Consider the following 14,052-nt stretch of genomic DNA (forward strand, 5'->3'; position numbering starts at 1 on the left):
GGTCGGTTAGCCTGTTGCTGGCGTCTACCTTTGCTCGGCCTCAGAGCGGTGTTTTGCCGTTTCTGCCTCCCACTGTTGATTGATGTGTCATGACAAAGGGCTGGGTTGATTTGGTTACGACTTGTCCAAAAAGGTGGGTGTCCCAGTTTTGCATCCCAGTTTTGTCTTTTGTCAGTTTTGCAGTTTTGTCCCAGTATTGGAAATACTTCATTTAAACAATGTGTTAGATAAGTTGCTCAGCATGGCGGCCTGCTCCTGAAAGTGGGGTAACTGAGGGGGAGAGATATAGATCTCCCACTGTAAAAAGACCTTTACAGAGGGGAACTTTTCCCACACCAGCCCGGTTCTGAATAGCGTTGGAAATAGGGGGTCAGGTGAAGAGCGAACGACCTTGGCACGCATCAAGTATCCTTGGTGTGTGGGGATGATTAATCTGTCTCCTGGTTTCAGTTGCGCTTTTCCCATGATCCCTGCCCCCCGAATACTGATATCACGAAGATTCATTCTCAAGGCCGGTCTCAAGGCATCAAACCAGTAGTTGTCTAAATTACACATGGTGACATAGCCCCCGCCGGACAGTACGAAGCGGGGATAACGGCGGGAGTCATAACCAAGAGGGATGACATCATCGACAGCATTCTTTGTCTGGGATCGAGAGCTCATAAAGATATCCTCAACTGGCAATTGTCATATCGCAATAATAATTGTGCCATTTCAGATGTTGGTTTACATTTATTATTATAATTTCAAGTTGTTGATTTTAATTGTTTTTTATCACCCCCCCCCTATTTGGGGTTGATCCAGTATAAGTTCCGGCATCGTCACTGTTGCTTGCCTCATTCCTCATCGACCCAGAGCCGCAGGTTTGATTAGTACAGCGTCACCAGACGTCTTGCGCCAACCGGTTGTTGCAATGTGGTTGGTGATATCCTTTTGCACCCCCTCCCATGAGGAGAGGGTGAGGGGAAATAGCCCTGGTGTGGAATCAACAAGGTGAATTGCACCGCCGCATCTTAGTGATCGAAATTCCACTCGATGGGCAGCTCAAGATCGAATATCAGCTGATCCCCGTCGAGGCGAAAGGCCAGGCTGGTCTGGTGCTGGTCGTATTCATCGATAAGCCGGCAGCTCTCGGCGAAGTTGGATTCGTAGTTGAGGCGGGCGCTGCCGCCGGTGCGAGCCTCATCGAGTTCGACCGCCAGCACCCGCAACGGGTCTTTCTGGCTGAGCTTGACCCGGCTGTCCCCCACGTCCACCAGCCGCTCCAGCAGGGGGAAGAAGTCTGGCTTGTGGCCCTCGATGGCCAGGGCGATGGCCTGCTCCAGCTCGGCGCGGCTGGCAAGGGGGCCTGCCAGCCTGTAGCGGGTCTGTATCCTTTCCTGGGTCATGGTCTGCTCCTCTCGGGTGTTGCCTGTGACGGGGATGGTTCCGGCCTTGCTGGCGGCAGCGACTCGGGCCCTCGGGCGGTAAATACGGCCATTGTGCACCAGTTGATTCGCGCAGCGTAATCAGCAAGTAGGGTGCAATGAACAACGTGAATTGCACCGCTATTTATTACCCCTGTATTGTCGGTGCAATGCGCTGCGCTTATTGCACCCTACGTATGGCTGTAAAGGCGGTAGGCGGATTTTTCGGAATGGGATCAGACGTTCTCGAAGCTTGTTTTCACTGCCCTGCTGGCAACCCTTTTATCCCCCTTTGCCTATTGCCGCAGGTCAAGGAAATGGCCGATGAGGCCCCGCAAGTTGCCTCGGCTCGCTAATCTTGAAGGGAACAGCACAGTGCCAGGAGGCCAAACATGGAAACGGAGAAAGCCATAGGGCTAATCGAGGCCCACGGGGCCTTTCACGGGGATCACTACAGCTTCAACAGCGACGAGTTCGTGCAGTGGTGTCAGCAGGATGCCCACCAGACCCTCAGCCTGGAGCAGGCCAATCACGAGCTTGCCCCCTTCTGCATCCGGGTCGGCTATGCAGAGCCGAGCAGGTCGTGGCGTTACTATCTCACTTGACGGGATAAAGGAAAGGTGACGGTCTCGTCTTTTACTATGTGGGGATAATTGAGAAAGGAGCCGGCAGGCTCCTTTCTTGTTGTATCCCAGTGTTGCCTATTGCCTTCCGATGCTGCCCAAAGGTGGGCGCCTCAGTATTTTTCTCCCGGCGTGATGGTTGTGACATGCCCATCGTCATAAGCAAGCGATGGGAGATGCTTCTGTCAGCACGACTCAACCCGTTGGGTGTAGTGATCAAAGGTGACAACTTTTTGATATCCCTGTGATTCATAGAGGGATTTTGCGGGCAGATTGGATGCGGCGGTAGCCAGCTTGACCGTCAGTGCGTCCGTCTCCCTGGCAAAGGTCGCCACCTGTTTTAGCAAGGCTCTCGCGACTCCTTGCTGGCGGGCCGATGCTGCGACAAACAGATCGTTGAGATACCACATCCGTTTCATCGCAACGGATGAGAAGGCGGGATAAAGCTGGGCAAAGCCAATGGCTTCACCCGTCTCACCGCGAGCCAGAAAGATAACAGACTCACTTTTGGCAAGACGTTCGGCAATGAAGGCGGCTGCGGCCATGGGCGCCGGAGCCTGTCCATAAAATTGGCGATAGGCATCAAACAAGAGGGTGAGATCGTCGATATCAACGGAGGTTGCCTGGTGAATCTGCATCTAATGTCCTTATCAGTGCTCAAGAGCCGGCAGGGCGCAATAAACAAGGTGAATCGCACCGCCGAAGTATTAATTATTGAAATTCCAGGCGATGGGCAGCTCAAGGTCGAAGACAAGCTCGTTCCCTTCCAGGCGAAAGGGCAGGCTGATCTGGTGCTGCTCATATTGGTCGACGATGAGGCAGCACTCGAAGAAGTTGGACTCGTAACTGAGCCGGGCCTGCCCCTGGGCACCACTCTGGTCAAGCTCGATGGCCAGCACTTGCGGCGGGTGCTCCTGGCTGAGGTTGACCGCGGGATTGCCCTCGTCCACCAGCCGCTCCAGCAGGGGGAAGAAGTCTGGCTTGTGGCGCGCGATTGCCTGGGCGATGGCCTGCTCCAACTCGGCCTGAGTGGCAAAGGGGCCTGCCAGCTGATATCGGGTCTGGATCCGCTCCTGGGTCATTTTCCTCTCCTCCTCGCTTGTGCCCGTTTCGGGCCTGTCGGTCACACCTTGTCAGATGCAGGCGCAGCGCATCAGGCGGGAATGCGGCCGTTGCGCACCAGGGCCCGGCGGATGTTCTTGCACATCTTGCCGAAGCGGTTGAGCTCGTCGAAGCTGGGGGCGATGCCGCGGTCGATCTGGTATTGCCAGTAGCAGAGATCCGTATCCACCAGCTCCATCAGCTTCTTGGGGCAACCGATGCAGGTGTTGTCGGGCCCGCACTTGAAGGTATCCGGTTGATAGAGCGGGAATTCTTGTTTCACGGCGTCGATGATCTGCTGCATCGCGGTGATCCTGTCGGGTTTTCTGCTCACGGAGTTCCCCTGCGGTCGGTATGAGGGAGCCATTATATCCCTTACAAAAGGTGAGCCAATGACGCTTAGGGGGTAGCTTCGGCATGAAAGCCCCGTTGTTGCCTTTGTGCCTGTGTCTGCTGGCAGCATTCCCGCTGTTGTCTGGTGCCGTTTCGGGTGATGATGTGATTCCCGATTGAATCTTTTTCCATGGACCTCCGGAGACACGATGAAACCATATGCCCCCTTGTTGCTCTGTACCCTGATATGGCAGGCAGAGGCCAGCCCGAACGAGCCTGTGCAGGAAGGCACCCTGGCCAACCAGCAGCTGATCCAGGATGCCATGGTCGGAGTGGCGGGCTGGGTGGCCACCAAGGGCTGTGAGGCGCCGGAGCGCTTCGTGCCCGTGGTGCTGCAGCTCCCCAAGGGGGAGCCGGGCAGCCGCGACTGGCAGGAGCGCTGGACGGTGACGGGCTGTGGCAGCGACTATCCGGTGGTGATCGATTTTCGCGAGACGGGAATGGGCAGCGCCATGTGGACCATTGCCCGATGATGCCGGGGACGGCGTGGCAAGGCGGGCCCCGGCATCATAGGGTGACAAGGACTGCCTGCTGCCAGCGGCACAGATGACAACGCCCGGCAAGCCGGGCGTTGGGTAAGGACGGCATGAGGGCGCACACCCGCCCTAGAAGTCGTGGTAGAGGGGCCAGCCGAGCAGGGGGTGCCTGAGGCCTGCACGCATCTCCATGTTGTCGAGCTTCTCCGGCGAGGCGTTCTCCCGTTGCAGCTGCTGGTACTGGCGCACAAAGCCCAGGGTGTGCAGCAGGTTGGGCACGAAGCCCGGGCTCAGCTCCTGGCGCAGGGCCTCGGCCATGTCGGCGGGCAGCTCGCCGAGCATCAGGGCCAGCTGGGTGGCCAGATAGTCGGTGTCATACCAGGCCTCCTGCAGCACAGTTTCCCGCAGCCGGCGCTTGAGATCCTGCTTCACCTTGAGGGGGGCGGCGCCGCTGCCCTGACCGCAGAGGATGCGGTAGAGCAGGGCCTCGGCCAGCTTGTCCTCCATGGTGGGGTGATCGCTCTCGCAGGCGAAGAAGTGGCTCTCCAGCAGGCCCATCAGGCGGCTCTTGTTGTGCTCGGCCAGGGCCTTCTCGTACTCCTGCCACCCTTGCCACTCCTCGATGTCGGGGGGGCTCGAGATCTTGTCCAGCAGGCGGGCATCCACCTCGCCATAGAGGCTGTTGCCGGTCTGCTTCGGGCTGACGGCGATCAGCATGGACCAGCCCTTCTGGAACGGCTTGATGGGCCCTTCCGGTGCCTGCAGCAGGGCCAGCGCCTTGGCCGGATCGCGCTGGGAGAGCGCCAGCAACCCCAGGCTCACCACGCCGATGACGTCGTGGGCGGCTTGCTCGAGCAGGTGCATCTTGTACTTGTTGTAATACTTGTCGGCGAATTTCAGGCTCATCAGCACCGCCTTGCCCTTGATGGCGGCGAGCTGCTGGGGGCTCAGGAGTTCACGCTCGGCGCCAAAGCGCAGCACCTGGGTGAGGAAGGGGCCCTGGTTGGCATCGCGAATGACTAACTGCATGGCTGGGCTCCTTAATCCAGAAAGCTGAACATGTCGTCGACGTCGCCATATTCGTCTTCTTCGACCTTGTTCTTCTCTTTGGCCTGCATCACCAGCTCGGTGGCAAACTTGTTGATGATGCCGTCCCAAGTGCTGTTTTCGCTGCGCAGCAGCGCCTTGATGGCTTTCTCCACCTCGGGAGCCTGTTCACGGATCAGCATCAGCAGGCTGCGGGGATCGTCGAGGGCATAGTCGTGGGCATTCTCGCTCAGCTGGCGATCGCTGTAGGCGAGGGCCTCTTCCAGGTCTTCTTCCTCGGCGTGGAGGGGATCGTGATAACCCTCGTCTTCCTCGAAGCGATCACCGCGATAGAACTCGATGAAGGGGATGGAGAGGTAGAAGAGGCCGGCGGGATCCTCGGCGATGCACTCCAGGATCTCGGCCTGTTTGGCTTCGCTCTCCTGGGTGCGGATCAGGTAGTTGAGGAAGTCGAAGGTGTGCTGCTGGAGCTCGTCGGCGTTGTTCTTGATGGCCTCTTCCCAGTAGAGGGGCTGCTGGCAGACGATGTCGCGGATCCGCTCCGGGGTCATCAGCTCACTGAGGATGGACGGGAAGGAGATGTCGTGCTGGCCGTTGATCTGGGTCAGGGTGACGATATCAATATTTTCAATGACTTCGGCCAGCTGTTCGTCGGACATCGTCATGGCGGCCAGCTCGAATTTCTCGCTCGCCTGCTTGGGCTCGACCACGGCCAGCTCTTTGATCTCGATGGCGGTCATTTCTATCAGACTGTTGTTCATGCATTGCCCCAATTAGAAACGTACTTCGTCGTACATGTCCTGATCGTCGTCGTCACCATCACCGTTGTAGTCGGCGTCGGCATCCTCCCCGTCTTCATCCTCGTCGCCCTGCAGATCAACGTCGTCATCGGCACGGCGGCCGCCGCGCGGCAGCGGGTTGTCCAGCTGGAACAGGACGGCGCAAGCCTCGATGAGCGTCTCTTCGCTCTGGGCCCGCACCGCTTTCACCAGCGGCAGATCGGCATTGTTGAACGCCACCGACACCTTGAACTCGTCCCATGAGGGTTGTACGCCGCTGGCGAGCCATTTGTTCCACTCGGCCTTCGCCTTGGGCGGGAACTGCACCCGGCCATAGAGGGCCAGCGGCAGGTATTCGGGCATGAATTCGAGCATGCTCATGTCCGCCAGCAGCAGTGTCTTCATCTTGCCGGTGAACTGCTCGAGCGCCTTGGGGTCGTCCTGATCCCGGTAGGATCCGATGTTCTCGCTGGCGTCACTCATCAGCGCTTTGATCCGCGCCTGGTCCCATCTCTTTTGCATAGCGCCTCAGGGGTAGTATTGGTCCCACATCTCCTGCATGGCAGAAGCGGGATCGGTCACGATGACGTTGTTGAAATCCTTGATGAAAGCGGCTCTCTTCCTGGGATCGGAGAGCACCTCATAAGCTTGCTTTATCTGGTGCAGCCTGGTGGCCGCCTGCTCTCTCTCTTCCTCGCTCGCCCCGAGCAGCTTGTCGGGGTGGTACTGGTTGGAGAGCCGTCGATACGCTTTCTTGATGTCGTTTTCGCTGGCGTTGGACTTGACGCCCAGCACCCGAAAGTAGTTGTTCATGGCAGATCCTGCATCACATCATCAGAGTCACTGTGCCGGCGCCTGATGATGGAGCGAGGACCAGGCACGGCAAAAAACCCGTCATTTTAACGGAAATCGTCCGGCGCTGCCATGAATAGGAGGCGATGCGCCGCCCGAGGCACGGCCGGGCCGGATCCGGGTTCGATGAGCGCGGCCTGTCGCACTCAGACGTGGACATCCGGCATGGGGGCTAGACTGACAGAGGGTACCCGCGATGAATGACACTTCATTGGTCCCGGCGCCACGTCGCCGGGCGAGCATGGGACAAGGGGCCTGCCAGGGCGATCTTCATCCGGACTCGGCAAGACCGGGCCCATCAAAAGGAATAGACCATCATGTTCAAACGTTATCTTCTGCCGCTGATATTGCTGGGCGGTGTCGCCATCGCCGCCGACGAGTACCTCGATGAACCTTTGATGTTCATCAAGGGGGATATCACTCAGGCCCAGTTCATGGAAAGAGCCGAGCATCGCTTCACCGAACAGGACAGCAATGGCGATGGCACCCTGTCGGTCATCGAGAGGGAGGCGGCCATGGTCAGGATGCAAGAGGCGATGCAGCAATCGGGCAAGGCCATGCCGGGGCGAATGGCCAACATGAGGCCGAAGCAAGATCTGACCAAGGCGCAGTTCATGGAACGCCATGAGACCCTCTTCGCCCGCCTGGACAAGAATGGCGACGGCGTGCTCGACGAGGCCGAGCGAGCCAGCGCCAGGGGGCGGCTCGGGCAGGGCGCTATGGCGCCCGCGCAATAGGAGGTAGCCAGCCTACAGATAAAAAAGAGCCCGGTCGTCATACCGGGCTCTGTTTATGGTGAGGGGGCTCAAGCCAGCGGGCCCACAGCAGCCGCAGCTGCAAGCCCCAGCGACTGCTCCAGCCCGTGGTGCTGCTCACTACCTTGCCCTCCTTGATGATGAGGAAGCTGGGGGTGACGCTCACCTGCCAGCGGGCGGCAAGCGCCCCTCGCTCATCGTTGTGGGTCGGGAAGGTCAGTCCCTTCCTGGCCATGCCCTGTTGCAACCTGGCGTCGTCGCCGGAGCGCAGCGCCACCGTCAGCAGGTTGCCGCCGTCTTGCCAGAGCTGCTCCACCGCCGGGGTCGTGAAGCGGCAGACGGCGCACCAGCTGGCCCAGTAGTAGACCAGCAGTGGCCGTTCCCGGCTCATGGCCTGCAGGTCGGCCTGGGTGCCATCTTGCAGGGGCAACACAGGCAGCGGGCTGCCTTCTGGCAGCGCCGGGCTGCGCCAGAAGTCCAGTGCCGTCGAGATGACAACACCAAACAACAGCAGCCAGAGCGCCTTCCTGCCCCAGCGTCGCCAGCGGGATCTGGGGGTGAGTGTTTCTGTCATTGGTTACCCCAGTTTCGCCAGTTCAGTTTTCACCAATTGTTCGAGCTGCTCATAGGGAAGCGCGCCTGGCACCAGCTGGTTGCCGATAAGCGTCGCCGGGGTGCCCTGCACCCCCAGGAGGGTACCGATGCGTAGGCTATTGCGCAGCTCCTCTGTGGCCTTACCCTCAGGCTTGAGCGCCACATTGCCGGTGGCCGCCAACGCCTTGTTGATGTCCGCCTCGGTCAGCATGCCCTGCTTGCTCATCAGCTTGTCGTGCAGGGCGAGGAAGCGGGCCGGATCCTGCTGCCACAGGGTCAGGCTGTACTGGGCCGCCTTGGCGGAGGTCTGCCCCTTGAACGGCAGCAGCTTGATCACCAGCCCCAGATCGTTCGGATAGGCCTTGAGCAGCTTGGCAACCGCGGGGTCGAACTGCTTGCAGTAGGGGCAGTTGTAGTCGGTGAAGAGCACCAGGGTCAGCTTGGGGTGCTTGGCCCCCAGGCGCGGGCTGGTAGGGCTGTTGAACAGCACGTCTTTGTTGCCCTTGATGAAGTCGCCGAGCTGGGCCGCCTGATCCGCGGCGTTCTGTTTCTCCCAGGATTCGGCCGCCTCATCCAGGATCTTCGGATTCTGGACCAGGGTCTCGCGGATGAGCTCCTTGATGCGGGCCTCCTGCTCCGGAGTGAAGGGGGCGGCGTGCAGGGCCGGGGTCAACAGGGAACCCAGCAGGGTCAGGGCGAGCAGGGTCGGTTTCATTTGGTTTCTCCTTGAGAGGGGGCAATGCCGGCTTGCGCCAGGGTGGCAAGCAGGGTCGCTCGGTCGAGCAGGGGGGAGAGGATCTCGCCATCCGTCAGGCCGGGCCCGTAGATCTGGTTGAAGGGAATGGCCACGCTGCCCCGTTGGCGCAGGAAGCTGGCGATGCTGTCGGAGGGGCGGCTCCAGTCCCCGCGCAGGGCCACCACATCGGGGGCGCTCAGGGCCTGTTGCACGTCATCTCGCAGCAGTACGTTGAATTTGTTGGCTTTGCAGGTGATGCACCAATCGGCGGTCACATCGACGAAGACTCGCTTGTTCTGGGCCAGTGCCAGTGTGATGGCCTGCTCGGAGAGCGGCTGCCAGTCGACCCTGTCCTGCTGGGGCTTGCCGTCCAGGGTGAAGGCGCCGCCGAGCAGCAGGGCCCCGCCCAGCAGGCAGCCCAATGCCAGCCCCAGGGTCAGGGTGCGTATGCCGTGGCGCCACACGACGGCCAGCAGCAGGGCCGTCAGCATCAGCGCCATCAGGATCAGCATCCAGAAGGGGCCTATGTGGTTGCCGAGCAGGCTGAGCAGCCAGAGGCTGGAGCCCAGCATCATCAGGCCGAGCAGGGTGCGCAGGCGCCCCATCCAGCGACCCGGCTTCGGCAGCCAGAGTGCCAGGCGGGGGACGGCGGCGATCAGCAGCCAGGGCAGGCTCATGCCCACACCGAGCGCGGTAAAGATGAGCCAGAGCTGACCCAGCGGCGCCCCGAGGGCAAAGGCGACCGCAGTGCCGAGGAAGGGGGCGGAGCAGGGGGTGGCCAGCAGGGTGGCAAAGCAGCCCTGCAGGAAGTGACCCCCCAGGCCCTGACCGCCGCTGGTGGCCAGGCGGGTATTGAGCTTGCTCGGCAGCCGCAGCTCGAACAGCCCCAGCAGGTTGGCGCAGAAAAGCGCCGTCACCACCACCATGAAGCCGATAAACCAGACACTCTGGAACTGGATGCCCCAGCCGACGGCGCCACTCATTCCGAAACTGGGGGCGCGCAGCAGTGTGCTCATCAGCGCCAGCGCCCAGAAGGAGACCAGGATGCCGGCACTGGCCGCCAGGAATTGCAGGCGCACCGGGCGGCGCTCCCGGGTTTCCAGTTGCAGCACCGACCCCAGCTTGAGGGCCAGCACCGGCAGCACGCAGGGCATCAGATTGAGGATGAGGCCGCCGAGCAGGGCCGCTCCCAGCAACCAGAGCAGCGAGTGGCCGCCGCTCGGCAGGGTCAGGGGCTCACCTATGGAGACCTCGCTCTGCCAGGCCTGCTCGCCGCTCGCCAGCACCAACCCGAGTGGCTGATGACGGATATCGGGGGCATCCCCCTGCCAACCATCGCTGACCGGAATGCGGGCGATCAGGGTGTTGCCCTGCACCTCCAGGCTGGGCTCGCCAAACTCGGCCTCCTCGAGGCGCTGGAGGAACAGCTGGGGATCCTGCCAGCCCTGGGGGTTGTCTGCGGTCAGTTGCAGCTGGTTCTGCCGGTAGCCCGCCTTGAGGGTCACAGTGTCCGGCATGGCCTGTGGCTGGGTGCTCATCGCCTTGGCATAGGCAAGGTCGAACCCCTCAGGGGCAGCGCCATCCAGCGCCAGGGTGAAGGGGTAGTCGGTCAGGATGCAGACGTTGCTGCAGGTGGAGAGGCGCAGGGTGCCCGTCAGTGCCTCGTCGCCGCTGCGGGTGAGGCTGATGGGCAGGCTGACGTCCCCCTGGTAGCCCTGGGTCGAGATGCCGCTGACGTCGAATCGCCTGGGCACTGGCCAGTGCCACTGCGCCGCTGGTTCGGGGTGATCCCAGAGGATCTCGGGGGCTATGCCGCCTTCCCCCGGGTTCTGCCAATAGGTTTTCCAGCCGGATGCAAGCTGCAGGCTGAGCAGCAGCCGGGGGGCGGCGGGATCCCGGGTGTCGGCTTGCAGCCGCACCTTGGCGTGATCGTTCTGGGGGCTGGTGAGCCAGCCGGTGTCGCTGGCCAACCCCATGGATTGCCACAGCAGACCGCTCAGCAACAGGGCGGTCTTGATGATGTTTGACATGTGTTTGTCTCTTGAAAATGAAGGTCAGGGTGGAGAAAACCGCCGCAGACTCATTCCCGCCAGACGCAGAGGGTGAGGTGCAGTCGCCGTTCGGGAGGCGAGATGTTGATGGGAGGAGGAAGCGCAGGGGAGCGGCGCGACAGGGGCGCCAGCAGGGCAATCACGAAGGCGATGGCAAAGAAGATCTGCTCGGCGCAGAGCAGATTGGCGGCACTGAGCCACTTGCCGTTGAGCTGGCAACTGCTGGGCTGGGGCGTCGCGGCTTGCCCCTCGTTTGCATCGGCGCTGGACGAGGAGAGGGGTTGCAGCTGGCAGCTCAGGGCCTGGTCGAGCTGTGCCAACCTGGCCAGCGGCTGGGCCGCACAGTTGAGCACCAGGATGCAGACCAGCAGCAGGAGTCTTGTCGCCACGCGTTGTCGCAAAATCATGCTCGTCCTACCACTGTTGAATGGGGCACATCCTATCGATCAACCCGGGCTTGGGCAAGTGAGCAGGATCCGGGCGACCACATGGGCCGGTTGGGGTGATCGGTTCTGTCTGGCTAACGCTTGTTCGCTAAAAGGGGGATCAGTATACTGCGCCGAATCTTGCTTAGAGGTGTTCGATGCTTAAACTTGCCCGTATTCTGCTGCTTGGCCTGCTGCTCATCGTCTGGTTCGTGCTGGCTCTGCTGCTCTGTCTGGTGCGTCCGCGTCATCCCAACAACGTCTTCGTGTTCGCGCGCATGTACCATGCGGTCTGCCCCCTGCTCGGGCTCAAGGTCCGGGTCACCATCCCGGACGAGGTCAAGTCGGTGGGGCCTGCCGTCTATGTCTGCAACCACCAGAGCAACTTCGACATCTTCACCGTGACCGGTGCCGTCATGCCCGGGGTGGTGGCGGTGGGCAAGAAGAGCCTGCTGTGGCTGCCCTTCTTCGGTCTCATCTTCTGGCTCTCCGGCAACGTGTTGATCGACAGATCCAACCGCTCCCGCGCCATCGGCACCATAGGCCAGGTGGTGAACCGCATCAAGGGGCGTGGTACCTCCATCTGGATGTTCCCGGAAGGGACTCGCTCCCAGGGGCGCGGCCTGCTGCCGTTCAAGGCCGGCGCCTTCCACACCGCCGTCCAGGCCGAGGTGCCCGTGGTGCCCATCGTCTGCTCCAGCTACTTCGGCCAGGTTGACCTGAACCGCTGGGACAACGGCGAGGTGCTGCTGGAGATGCTGCCCCCCCTGTGCAGCAAGGAGCACGGCGCCGCCGGCATCCGCGAGCTTTCCGAACATTGCCGCCAGCAGATGGAAGCCAAGCTGGCGCAGCTGGACGAGGCCGTGGCGCGGCAGCGTGCCGCCTGACGGAGCGCGGGATCGAAAGGGAGCCAATGGCTCCCTTTTTTATTGGCAAAAATCACCAACAAGTTGGCTTTTTTCACCAACATTCTTCCCTTGCATCCTGAGCAGGAATCCTCATCTATCTGTAAGTAAAGGATAAATTATCTTGGCACGGCTCTTGTAATGGCTTGAGGAGAGATAGCCATCCCATGAACAAGGAGCCAGACCATGAGTGTATTCAGCCGCCTTAGCGACATCATCAACGCCAACCTGCACAGCCTGCTCGACAAGAGTGAAGAGCCAGAGAAGATGCTGCGCCTGATGATCGAGGAGATGGAGCAGGTGCAGATCGAGATGCGTACCCAGGCCGCCCGCGTCATCGCCGAACAGAAACAGCTGGAGCGCCATCAGCAGGCGCTGCGCCACCAGATCCAGGAGTGGTCTGCCAAGGCCGAGCTCGCCATCGCGAAGGGACGTGAGGATCTGGCCCGCGCCGCCCTCACGGAGAAGCTGGCCGAGGTCAGGAAGTGCGAGCAACTGGAGCAGGACAAGGCCCGGGTGGCCGAGGTGCTGGCCCAGCTCACCGCCGACAGCGAGCGGCTCGGCGTCAAGCTGACCGAGGCGCGCGAGAAGCAGAAGATGCTGACCCTGCGCGAGCAGACTGCCCACAGCCGGATCCGGGCTCGCGCCCAAGTGGACAACCAGCGTATGCATGAGCTGATGGCCCGCTTCGACGGCTTTCAGGGCCGGGTGGATCAGCTGGAAGCCCAGCTGGAGGCGGCGACCCTGGGGCAGAATCCATCCCTCGAGGCCCAGTTTCGCGAGCTGGAGCTCAATGACGAGATTGAACGGGAGCTGGCTCGCCTGAAAGGCCGGAAGGCGGAGGCCTGACCATGAGCCCCTGGCCCAAAGATCTGGCCCATCGCAAGCTGGCCGGGGTCTGCGCCGGTATCGCCAGGGGGCTTGGGGTCTCCCGGGTGACGGTGCGGGTCGTGGCGCTGGTGGTCCTGATCCTGATGCCCCCCCTGGCCCTGGTCCTCTATCTGCTGGCGGTGTTGGTGATGCCGCCTCGCCACGAGCTCAAGCGCTGGTTGGATTGAGTGGATCCCGGGCCGCCAGGGGGCGAGCCCGGCAGGAGAGGCGCCGTCTTGTGGGGGGGGGGCCCGGGCCCCGCCCCCCCCCCCGAGTCCGGTTGATCCGGCTACCCAGAAGCAGCCCGGCTGCGAGGAGTGATTATGTTGGAATTCTTGGTCTTGCTGGCCGTGCTGATCGTGATGGCCATGGCCGGGTTCACCGTGCTGGCCATGGTGGTGGTGAGCGGGGTCTTCATGCTGTTTGGCGCCCTGGCGGGCATGATAGGGCTGGTGTTCAAGCTGGCCCCCTGGCTCGTCCTTGGCCTGGTCATCTACTGGCTGCTGGGCAACCGGCGCCGCAGCCAGGGCTATCGCTGAGTCGACCTCCCTCTTTTAGGGGGATGCCTGTCCTTCCATGGCCACTGAGTCGACATCCCTCTCCTGGGGGGATACCTGTCCTTCCTTGGCCACCGCTCGGATCCATCTCATGGCGGTGGCCTTGCTTATGATGATCCCGCGTCCGGGGTGAGCAGCCACTGCTGGCTGAGGGCTTGCCAGCGTTCGGGTTGCCGGATCAGGGCCTCCTTGCTGGCCTTGCTCTGCCGCTTGAGGCGGTACTCCAGGCGAAGGGCCGCGCCATGCTCCCCGACCGCTTGCCGCCAGGCCAGGGCGAGGGGCCCCTTGCCGCGCAGGGCACGGGCCCCCCGGCCGCTCTGATGCTGGGCGAGCCGGCGTTCGGGATCCGTGCTGATGCCGGTGTAGAGGCTGCCGCTCCCGGTGCGCACCATGTAGATGAACCAGGGGCCGCTGGCGGCCTGGGGGGCATAGGGTGGGGTGTGACTCATAGGGGCTCCCGTGTCAGTGTCGGTCGGGGCGGT

Annotated in this window: 21 protein-coding genes; 7 read left to right on the top strand and 14 right to left on the bottom strand. The window is 61.7% G+C overall.

All coding sequences use genetic code 11. The features are described from left to right. Positions 1-207 precede the first annotated feature (207 nt). Both ACW5W4_RS02415 and ACW5W4_RS02420 read right to left on the bottom strand, forming a co-directional pair. A complete protein-coding gene (locus tag ACW5W4_RS02415; RefSeq protein WP_456688277.1) occupies positions 208-663 on the bottom strand; it encodes a PilZ domain-containing protein in 456 nt (151 codons plus the stop codon). A gap of 350 nt (positions 664-1,013) precedes the next feature. Continuing rightward, a complete protein-coding gene (locus ACW5W4_RS02420) occupies positions 1,014-1,388 on the bottom strand; it encodes a hypothetical protein (protein ID WP_427263468.1) in 375 nt (124 codons plus the stop codon). 410 nt (positions 1,389-1,798) lie between these two features. On the opposite strand from ACW5W4_RS02420, the gene ACW5W4_RS02425 reads away from it, so the two are divergent. Beyond that, a complete protein-coding gene (locus tag ACW5W4_RS02425; RefSeq protein ID WP_111913395.1) occupies positions 1,799-2,011 on the top strand; it encodes a hypothetical protein in 213 nt (70 codons plus the stop codon). A gap of 203 nt (positions 2,012-2,214) precedes the next feature. Here ACW5W4_RS02425 and ACW5W4_RS02430 read toward each other — a convergent pair whose 3' ends face one another. The 3 genes from ACW5W4_RS02430 to ACW5W4_RS02440 all read right to left on the bottom strand — a co-directional run bounded on the left by ACW5W4_RS02430 (position 2,215) and on the right by ACW5W4_RS02440 (position 3,434). Further along, positions 2,215-2,667, bottom strand: a complete 453-nt coding sequence (locus ACW5W4_RS02430) for a GNAT family N-acetyltransferase (RefSeq protein WP_456688278.1) — start codon at positions 2,665-2,667, stop codon at positions 2,215-2,217. A 69-nt stretch (positions 2,668-2,736) separates the two neighbouring features. Continuing rightward, a complete protein-coding gene (locus ACW5W4_RS02435) occupies positions 2,737-3,111 on the bottom strand; it encodes a hypothetical protein (protein ID WP_456688279.1) in 375 nt (124 codons plus the stop codon). A 71-nt stretch (positions 3,112-3,182) separates the two neighbouring features. Continuing rightward, a complete protein-coding gene (locus tag ACW5W4_RS02440) occupies positions 3,183-3,434 on the bottom strand; it encodes a hypothetical protein (RefSeq protein WP_427263471.1) in 252 nt (83 codons plus the stop codon). A gap of 238 nt (positions 3,435-3,672) precedes the next feature. Here ACW5W4_RS02440 and ACW5W4_RS02445 point away from each other — a divergent pair, with 238 nt between their 5' ends. Beyond that, complete coding sequence (locus ACW5W4_RS02445; RefSeq protein ID WP_456688280.1) at positions 3,673-3,996, top strand: hypothetical protein; 324 nt, start codon at positions 3,673-3,675, stop codon at positions 3,994-3,996. 132 nt (positions 3,997-4,128) lie between these two features. Here ACW5W4_RS02445 and atcC read toward each other — a convergent pair whose 3' ends face one another. The 4 genes from atcC to atcJ are packed head-to-tail and all read right to left on the bottom strand — an operon-like array spanning position 4,129 to position 6,638. Further along, on the bottom strand, positions 4,129-5,028 hold the full coding sequence (atcC, locus tag ACW5W4_RS02450) for a cold adaptation protein AtcC (RefSeq protein ID WP_456688281.1): 900 nt from the start codon (positions 5,026-5,028) through the stop codon (positions 4,129-4,131). An 11-nt stretch (positions 5,029-5,039) separates the two neighbouring features. Next, a complete protein-coding gene (gene atcB, locus ACW5W4_RS02455) occupies positions 5,040-5,807 on the bottom strand; it encodes a cold adaptation protein AtcB (protein WP_427263462.1) in 768 nt (255 codons plus the stop codon). 12 nt (positions 5,808-5,819) lie between these two features. Beyond that, positions 5,820-6,347, bottom strand: coding sequence for a cold adaptation protein AtcA (atcA, locus tag ACW5W4_RS02460; RefSeq protein WP_456688282.1), 528 nt, complete (start codon positions 6,345-6,347; stop codon positions 5,820-5,822). Positions 6,348-6,353: 6 nt separating this feature from the next. Next, positions 6,354-6,638, bottom strand: coding sequence for a cold adaptation protein ActJcold adaptation protein ActJ (atcJ, locus tag ACW5W4_RS02465; protein ID WP_427263460.1), 285 nt, complete (start codon positions 6,636-6,638; stop codon positions 6,354-6,356). A 356-nt stretch (positions 6,639-6,994) separates the two neighbouring features. On the opposite strand from atcJ, the gene ACW5W4_RS02470 reads away from it, so the two are divergent. Then, the gene (locus tag ACW5W4_RS02470) at positions 6,995-7,414 is read left to right on the top strand and encodes an EF-hand domain-containing protein (RefSeq protein ID WP_427263459.1); all 420 of its coding nucleotides are present in this window, start codon (positions 6,995-6,997) and stop codon (positions 7,412-7,414) included. 37 nt (positions 7,415-7,451) lie between these two features. Here the strand turns inward: ACW5W4_RS02470 and ACW5W4_RS02475 are convergent, their stop codons facing one another. The 4 genes from ACW5W4_RS02475 to ACW5W4_RS02490 are packed head-to-tail and all read right to left on the bottom strand — an operon-like array spanning position 7,452 to position 11,220. Then, positions 7,452-8,006, bottom strand: coding sequence for a protein disulfide oxidoreductase (locus ACW5W4_RS02475; protein ID WP_456688283.1), 555 nt, complete (start codon positions 8,004-8,006; stop codon positions 7,452-7,454). Between the two features lie 3 nt (positions 8,007-8,009). Beyond that, on the bottom strand, positions 8,010-8,741 hold the full coding sequence (locus ACW5W4_RS02480; RefSeq protein ID WP_456688284.1) for a DsbA family protein: 732 nt from the start codon (positions 8,739-8,741) through the stop codon (positions 8,010-8,012). Beyond that, positions 8,738-10,792 carry a protein-disulfide reductase DsbD family protein gene (locus ACW5W4_RS02485; RefSeq protein WP_456688285.1) on the bottom strand — a complete coding sequence of 685 codons (2,055 nt, stop codon included), beginning with the start codon at positions 10,790-10,792 and terminating at the stop codon, positions 8,738-8,740. Before ACW5W4_RS02485 ends, ACW5W4_RS02480 begins: the two co-directional genes overlap by 4 nt. Positions 10,793-10,842: 50 nt before the next feature. Continuing rightward, positions 10,843-11,220: a hypothetical protein gene (locus tag ACW5W4_RS02490; protein ID WP_427260931.1), complete on the bottom strand. Its 378-nt coding sequence runs from the start codon at positions 11,218-11,220 to the stop codon at positions 10,843-10,845. Positions 11,221-11,396: 176 nt separating this feature from the next. Between ACW5W4_RS02490 and ACW5W4_RS02495 the strand changes: the two genes are divergently transcribed. From ACW5W4_RS02495 to pspG, 4 genes are all read left to right on the top strand, one after another. Next, entirely contained in the window at positions 11,397-12,125 is a 729-nt protein-coding gene (locus ACW5W4_RS02495) for a 1-acylglycerol-3-phosphate O-acyltransferase (RefSeq protein WP_408794053.1), read from the top strand. A 204-nt stretch (positions 12,126-12,329) separates the two neighbouring features. Continuing rightward, positions 12,330-12,992, top strand: coding sequence for a phage shock protein PspA (gene pspA / locus ACW5W4_RS02500; RefSeq protein WP_456688286.1), 663 nt, complete (start codon positions 12,330-12,332; stop codon positions 12,990-12,992). Positions 12,993-12,994: 2 nt separating this feature from the next. Continuing rightward, the gene (locus ACW5W4_RS02505; protein WP_456688287.1) at positions 12,995-13,201 is read left to right on the top strand and encodes a PspC domain-containing protein; all 207 of its coding nucleotides are present in this window, start codon (positions 12,995-12,997) and stop codon (positions 13,199-13,201) included. A 135-nt stretch (positions 13,202-13,336) separates the two neighbouring features. Further along, positions 13,337-13,552, top strand: a complete 216-nt coding sequence (gene pspG, locus ACW5W4_RS02510) for an envelope stress response protein PspG (protein ID WP_456688288.1) — start codon at positions 13,337-13,339, stop codon at positions 13,550-13,552. Between the two features lie 125 nt (positions 13,553-13,677). On the opposite strand, the gene ACW5W4_RS02515 is transcribed toward pspG, so the two are convergent. Next, on the bottom strand, positions 13,678-14,019 hold the full coding sequence (locus tag ACW5W4_RS02515) for a GIY-YIG nuclease family protein (RefSeq protein WP_427260927.1): 342 nt from the start codon (positions 14,017-14,019) through the stop codon (positions 13,678-13,680). Positions 14,020-14,052 lie beyond the last annotated feature (33 nt).

Source organism: Aeromonas crassostreae, assembly GCF_054052445.1.

Excerpts from the sequence above, each read along its gene's own strand:
- ACW5W4_RS02490 (WP_427260931.1), bottom strand. The coding sequence starts at position 11,220 with ATGATTTTGCGACAACGCGTGGCGACAAGACTCCTGCTGCTGGTCTGC.
- atcA (WP_456688282.1), bottom strand. The coding sequence starts at position 6,347 with ATGCAAAAGAGATGGGACCAGGCGCGGATCAAAGCGCTGATGAGTGAC.
- ACW5W4_RS02485 (WP_456688285.1), bottom strand. The coding sequence starts at position 10,792 with ATGTCAAACATCATCAAGACCGCCCTGTTGCTGAGCGGTCTGCTGTGG.
- ACW5W4_RS02495 (WP_408794053.1), top strand. The coding sequence starts at position 11,397 with ATGCTTAAACTTGCCCGTATTCTGCTGCTTGGCCTGCTGCTCATCGTC.
- atcJ (WP_427263460.1), bottom strand. The coding sequence starts at position 6,638 with ATGAACAACTACTTTCGGGTGCTGGGCGTCAAGTCCAACGCCAGCGAA.
- ACW5W4_RS02425 (WP_111913395.1), top strand. The coding sequence starts at position 1,799 with ATGGAAACGGAGAAAGCCATAGGGCTAATCGAGGCCCACGGGGCCTTT.
- ACW5W4_RS02515 (WP_427260927.1), bottom strand. The coding sequence starts at position 14,019 with ATGAGTCACACCCCACCCTATGCCCCCCAGGCCGCCAGCGGCCCCTGG.
- ACW5W4_RS02445 (WP_456688280.1), top strand. The coding sequence starts at position 3,673 with ATGAAACCATATGCCCCCTTGTTGCTCTGTACCCTGATATGGCAGGCA.
- ACW5W4_RS02470 (WP_427263459.1), top strand. The coding sequence starts at position 6,995 with ATGTTCAAACGTTATCTTCTGCCGCTGATATTGCTGGGCGGTGTCGCC.
- ACW5W4_RS02430 (WP_456688278.1), bottom strand. The coding sequence starts at position 2,667 with ATGCAGATTCACCAGGCAACCTCCGTTGATATCGACGATCTCACCCTC.
- ACW5W4_RS02505 (WP_456688287.1), top strand. The coding sequence starts at position 12,995 with ATGAGCCCCTGGCCCAAAGATCTGGCCCATCGCAAGCTGGCCGGGGTC.
- pspG (WP_456688288.1), top strand. The coding sequence starts at position 13,337 with ATGTTGGAATTCTTGGTCTTGCTGGCCGTGCTGATCGTGATGGCCATG.
- atcB (WP_427263462.1), bottom strand. The coding sequence starts at position 5,807 with ATGAACAACAGTCTGATAGAAATGACCGCCATCGAGATCAAAGAGCTG.
- ACW5W4_RS02440 (WP_427263471.1), bottom strand. The coding sequence starts at position 3,434 with ATGCAGCAGATCATCGACGCCGTGAAACAAGAATTCCCGCTCTATCAA.
- ACW5W4_RS02480 (WP_456688284.1), bottom strand. The coding sequence starts at position 8,741 with ATGAAACCGACCCTGCTCGCCCTGACCCTGCTGGGTTCCCTGTTGACC.
- ACW5W4_RS02420 (WP_427263468.1), bottom strand. The coding sequence starts at position 1,388 with ATGACCCAGGAAAGGATACAGACCCGCTACAGGCTGGCAGGCCCCCTT.
- ACW5W4_RS02415 (WP_456688277.1), bottom strand. The coding sequence starts at position 663 with ATGAGCTCTCGATCCCAGACAAAGAATGCTGTCGATGATGTCATCCCT.
- ACW5W4_RS02435 (WP_456688279.1), bottom strand. The coding sequence starts at position 3,111 with ATGACCCAGGAGCGGATCCAGACCCGATATCAGCTGGCAGGCCCCTTT.
- ACW5W4_RS02475 (WP_456688283.1), bottom strand. The coding sequence starts at position 8,006 with ATGACAGAAACACTCACCCCCAGATCCCGCTGGCGACGCTGGGGCAGG.
- atcC (WP_456688281.1), bottom strand. The coding sequence starts at position 5,028 with ATGCAGTTAGTCATTCGCGATGCCAACCAGGGCCCCTTCCTCACCCAG.
- pspA (WP_456688286.1), top strand. The coding sequence starts at position 12,330 with ATGAGTGTATTCAGCCGCCTTAGCGACATCATCAACGCCAACCTGCAC.